This window comes from Microbacterium sp. GbtcB4, assembly GCF_019091465.1.
Lineage (GTDB): Bacteria > Actinomycetota > Actinomycetes > Actinomycetales > Microbacteriaceae > Microbacterium > Microbacterium paraoxydans.
Genome location: NZ_JAGXJJ010000016.1, coordinates 1 through 5,537, shown reverse-complemented (window position 1 = coordinate 5,537; position 5,537 = coordinate 1). Strand labels below are relative to the sequence as shown.

Genomic DNA, 5,537 nt, shown 5'->3' with positions numbered 1-5,537 from the left:
TAAGATAGAGAAGTTGCCCTGCGGGCCTGGTCGTGATGGCTGGGTCGTGGGAGCATCCGATCCTTGAGAACTCAACAGCGTGCACTTGTCAAATGCCAAATTATCCTCGTCTAGCTTCGGCTGGGTGAGAATTCCTTTGGATCAAAGACCAACCTCCTTGTGGGGTTGGCAACGGATGAAGTCAGCAATGAATTCGTCTCTTTGGTCAGCATCAAACTCGCTGCGTTCCGGTTTTTCCCCGGTTCGTATGCAATTTCTTTTTACGGAGAGTTTGATCCTGGCTCAGGATGAACGCTGGCGGCGTGCTTAACACATGCAAGTCGAACGGTGAACACGGAGCTTGCTCTGTGGGATCAGTGGCGAACGGGTGAGTAACACGTGAGCAACCTGCCCCTGACTCTGGGATAAGCGCTGGAAACGGCGTCTAATACTGGATATGTGACGTGACCGCATGGTCTGCGTTTGGAAAGATTTTTCGGTTGGGGATGGGCTCGCGGCCTATCAGCTTGTTGGTGAGGTAATGGCTCACCAAGGCGTCGACGGGTAGCCGGCCTGAGAGGGTGACCGGCCACACTGGGACTGAGACACGGCCCAGACTCCTACGGGAGGCAGCAGTGGGGAATATTGCACAATGGGCGCAAGCCTGATGCAGCAACGCCGCGTGAGGGATGACGGCCTTCGGGTTGTAAACCTCTTTTAGCAGGGAAGAAGCGAAAGTGACGGTACCTGCAGAAAAAGCGCCGGCTAACTACGTGCCAGCAGCCGCGGTAATACGTAGGGCGCAAGCGTTATCCGGAATTATTGGGCGTAAAGAGCTCGTAGGCGGTTTGTCGCGTCTGCTGTGAAATCCCGAGGCTCAACCTCGGGCCTGCAGTGGGTACGGGCAGACTAGAGTGCGGTAGGGGAGATTGGAATTCCTGGTGTAGCGGTGGAATGCGCAGATATCAGGAGGAACACCGATGGCGAAGGCAGATCTCTGGGCCGTAACTGACGCTGAGGAGCGAAAGGGTGGGGAGCAAACAGGCTTAGATACCCTGGTAGTCCACCCCGTAAACGTTGGGAACTAGTTGTGGGGTCCATTCCACGGATTCCGTGACGCAGCTAACGCATTAAGTTCCCCGCCTGGGGAGTACGGCCGCAAGGCTAAAACTCAAAGGAATTGACGGGGACCCGCACAAGCGGCGGAGCATGCGGATTAATTCGATGCAACGCGAAGAACCTTACCAAGGCTTGACATATACGAGAACGGGCCAGAAATGGTCAACTCTTTGGACACTCGTAAACAGGTGGTGCATGGTTGTCGTCAGCTCGTGTCGTGAGATGTTGGGTTAAGTCCCGCAACGAGCGCAACCCTCGTTCTATGTTGCCAGCACGTAATGGTGGGAACTCATGGGATACTGCCGGGGTCAACTCGGAGGAAGGTGGGGATGACGTCAAATCATCATGCCCCTTATGTCTTGGGCTTCACGCATGCTACAATGGCCGGTACAAAGGGCTGCAATACCGTGAGGTGGAGCGAATCCCAAAAAGCCGGTCCCAGTTCGGATTGAGGTCTGCAACTCGACCTCATGAAGTCGGAGTCGCTAGTAATCGCAGATCAGCAACGCTGCGGTGAATACGTTCCCGGGTCTTGTACACACCGCCCGTCAAGTCATGAAAGTCGGTAACACCTGAAGCCGGTGGCCTAACCCTTGTGGAGGGAGCTGTCGAAGGTGGGATCGGTAATTAGGACTAAGTCGTAACAAGGTAGCCGTACCGGAAGGTGCGGCTGGATCACCTCCTTTCTAAGGAGCATCTGACGCTTCGGCGTCCAGAACCCGGTTCGAAGGCACACGTTCTTCGCTGGGAGCTCATGGGTGGAACATTTGACATGGCATCGAGATCTGATCTCGGGACTAGTACGCCGCTTCGGTGGTTGGAAGGTTCTGGGTGAGGGGACCGGTGCCTGCACGCTGTTGGGTCCTGAGGGACCGGATGCGGATCTTTCGGGATCTGGTCTGAACCTCTGGACCTCTTTCTGTTTGTCCCTGTGGGGGCAGGTGGATGGGGGTTCCGCCCGTACTTTGAGAACTACACAGTGGACGCGAGCATCTTGCAACTGGTCTTTGATCAGTTGCGCAAGATGATCTTAAAGATCATTAGTCAATTTCTGATTCAGTCTTCGGACTGGTCGGGTTTTTGATTCAAACTCATGTGATTTCAAGTCTTTAAGAGCAAACGGTGGATGCCTTGGCATCTGGAGCCGAAGAAGGACGTAGCAATCTGCGATAAGCCTCGGGGAACTGATAAGCAAGTTTTGATCCGAGGGTGTCCGAATGGGGAAACCCCGCTGGGCGGCGTGCCGACCTAGTGACTCCCGCCTGAATATATAGGGCGGGTAGAGGGAACGTGGGGAAGTGAAACATCTCAGTACCCACAGGAAGAGAAAGCAACCGCGATTCCGTTAGTAGTGGCGAGCGAAACCGGATCAGGCTAAACCGAGTGTGTGTGATATCCGGCAGGAGTTGCATATTCGGGGTTGTGGGACTCACCAGTCAGTTCTGCCGAGCTGGCGACGTTACAGAAGCGTATAGACGAACGGTCTTGAAAGGCCGGTCATAGAGGGTGCCAACCCCGTAGTCGAAATGCGTGTTCTGGCGTGGAGAGTATCCCAAGTAGCACGGGGCCCGTGAAATCCCGTGTGAATCTGTCAGGACCACCTGATAAGCCTAAATACTCCCAGATGACCGATAGCGGACAAGTACCGTGAGGGAAAGGTGAAAAGTACCCCGGGAGGGGAGTGAAATAGTACCTGAAACCGTTTGCTTACAAACCGTTGGAGCACCCCTGGTAGGTGTGACAGCGTGCCTTTTGAAGAATGAGCCTGCGAGTTAGCGATATGTGGCGAGGTTAACCCGTGTGGGGTAGCCGTAGCGAAAGCGAGTCTGAATAGGGCGATTCAGTCGCATGTCCTAGACCCGAAGCGAAGTGATCTATCCATGGCCAGGTTGAAGCGACGGTAAGACGTCGTGGAGGACCGAACCCACTTAGGTTGAAAACTGAGGGGATGAGCTGTGGATAGGGGTGAAAGGCCAATCCAACTTCGTGATAGCTGGTTCCCTCCGAAATGCATTTAGGTGCAGCGTTGCGTGTTTCTTGCCGGAGGTAGAGCTACTGGATGGCCGATGGGCCCTACAAGGTTACTGACGTCAGCCAAACTCCGAATGCCGGTAAGTGAGAGCGCAGCAGTGAGACTGTGGGGGATAAGCTTCATAGTCGAGAGGGAAACAACCCAGACCACCAACTAAGGTCCCAAAGCGCGTGCTAAGTGGGAAAGGATGTGGAGTTGCTCTGACAACCAGGAGGTTGGCTTAGAAGCAGCCACCCTTGAAAGAGTGCGTAATAGCTCACTGGTCAAGTGATTCCGCGCCGACAATGTAACGGGGCTCAAGCACGCCACCGAAGTTGTGGCATTGACATTATTGGTAGGCCTTCGTGGTCCAGCCGTGTTGATGGGTAGGAGAGCGTCGTGTGGCCAGCGAAGCGGCGGTGGAAACCAGCCGTGGAGGCTACACGAGTGAGAATGCAGGCATGAGTAGCGAATGACGTGTGAGAAACACGTCCTCCGAAAGACCAAGGGTTCCAGGGTCAAGCTAATCTTCCCTGGGTAAGTCGGGACCTAAGGCGAGGCCGACAGGCGTAGTCGATGGACAACGGGTTGATATTCCCGTACCGGCGAAGAACCGCCCAAGCTAATCCAGTGGTGCTAAACGTCCGAGCCTTCACATCGTCGCCTTCGGGTGACACCGTGGAGGGGAGCACGTGACCCCATGCTGGTGCGGTTAGCGTATTAACAGGTGTGACGCAGGAAGGTAGTCCAAGCCAGGCGATGGTTGTCCTGGTGCAAGTGCGTAGGCCGAGTCGTAGGCAAATCCGCGACTCATACAGGCTGAGACACGATGCGGATAAAAAGTGGATGATCCTATGCTGCCGAGAAAAGCATCGACGCGAGGTTCTAGCCGCCCGTACCCCAAACCGACTCAGGTGGTCAGGTAGAGAATACCAAGGAGATCGAGAGAATCGTGGTTAAGGAACTCGGCAAAATGCCCCCGTAACTTCGGGAGAAGGGGGGCCTTCGACGTATTAGGACTTGCTCCGAAAGCGTTTGGAGGCCGCAGAGACTAGTGGGTAGCGACTGTTTACTAAAAACACAGGTCCGTGCCAAGTCGCAAGACGATGTATACGGACTGACGCCTGCCCGGTGCTGGAAGGTTAAGAGGACCGGTTAGCCGCAAGGCGAAGCTGAGAATTTAAGCCCCAGTAAACGGCGGTGGTAACTATAACCATCCTAAGGTAGCGAAATTCCTTGTCGGGTAAGTTCCGACCTGCACGAATGGCGTAACGACTTCCCAACTGTCTCAACCGCGAACTCGGCGAAATTGCATTACGAGTAAAGATGCTCGTTACGCGCAGCAGGACGGAAAGACCCCGTGACCTTTACTACAGCTTGGTATTGGTATTCGGTGTGGCTTGTGTAGGATAGGTGGGAGACTTTGAAGCGGTGACGCCAGTTACCGTGGAGTCATTGTTGAAATACCACTCTGGTCACTCTGGATATCTAACTTCGAACCGTAATCCGGTTCAGGGACAGTGCCTGGTGGGTAGTTTAACTGGGGCGGTTGCCTCCCAAAAAGTAACGGAGGCGCCCAAAGGTTCCCTCAACCTGGTTGGCAATCAGGTGGCGAGTGTAAGTGCACAAGGGAGCTTGACTGTGAGACTGACAGGTCGAGCAGGGACGAAAGTCGGGACTAGTGATCCGGCAGTGGCTTGTGGAAGCGCTGTCGCTCAACGGATAAAAGGTACCTCGGGGATAACAGGCTGATCTTGCCCAAGAGTCCATATCGACGGCATGGTTTGGCACCTCGATGTCGGCTCGTCGCATCCTGGGGCTGGAGTAGGTCCCAAGGGTTGGGCTGTTCGCCCATTAAAGCGGTACGCGAGCTGGGTTTAGAACGTCGTGAGACAGTTCGGTCCCTATCCGCTGCGCGCGTAGGAAGTTTGAGAGGATCTGACCCTAGTACGAGAGGACCGGGTTGGACGAACCTCTGGTGTGTCAGTTGTTCCGCCAGGAGCACCGCTGATTAGCTACGTTCGGGATGGATAACCGCTGAAAGCATCTAAGCGGGAAGCCGGCCTCAAGATGAGACTTCCATACCTTCGGGTGAGAGGCTCCCAGCCAGACTACTGGGTTGATAGGCCAGATGTGGAAGCACGGTAACGTGTGCAGCTGACTGGTACTAATAAGCCGATGACTTGATAACACACCGTTTGTTGGTGCTTGCGTCCACTGAGTGGTTCTCGATGTACGGTCGAGAACTACCTTCAACAATGATTCATCATTGCTTTAGGTTTGATTGAAACATCAATAGTGTTTCGGCGGCCATAGCGTGAGGGAAACGCCCGGTCACATTCCGAACCCGGAAGCTAAGCCTCACAGCGCCGATGGTACTGCAGGGGGGACCCTGTGGGAGAGTAGGACACCGCCGGACTCCTTTTAG

At 54.7% G+C, this 5,537-nt stretch carries 3 rRNA genes; all 3 read left to right on the top strand.

Going from position 1 to position 5,537, the window contains the following annotated elements:
- Window positions 1–259: 259 nt before the first annotated feature.
- The 3 genes from KVS71_RS17065 (at window position 260) to rrf (ending at window position 5,528) form a co-directional block, all read left to right on the top strand.
- Window positions 260–1,784 (top strand): 16S ribosomal RNA (locus tag KVS71_RS17065).
- 413 nt (window positions 1,785–2,197) lie between these two features.
- Window positions 2,198–5,300, top strand: a 23S ribosomal RNA gene (locus KVS71_RS17060).
- Between the two features lie 111 nt (window positions 5,301–5,411).
- Window positions 5,412–5,528, top strand: a 5S ribosomal RNA gene (rrf, locus tag KVS71_RS17055).
- Together the 16S, 23S and 5S rRNA genes form the textbook arrangement of a ribosomal RNA operon.
- Window positions 5,529–5,537 lie beyond the last annotated feature (9 nt).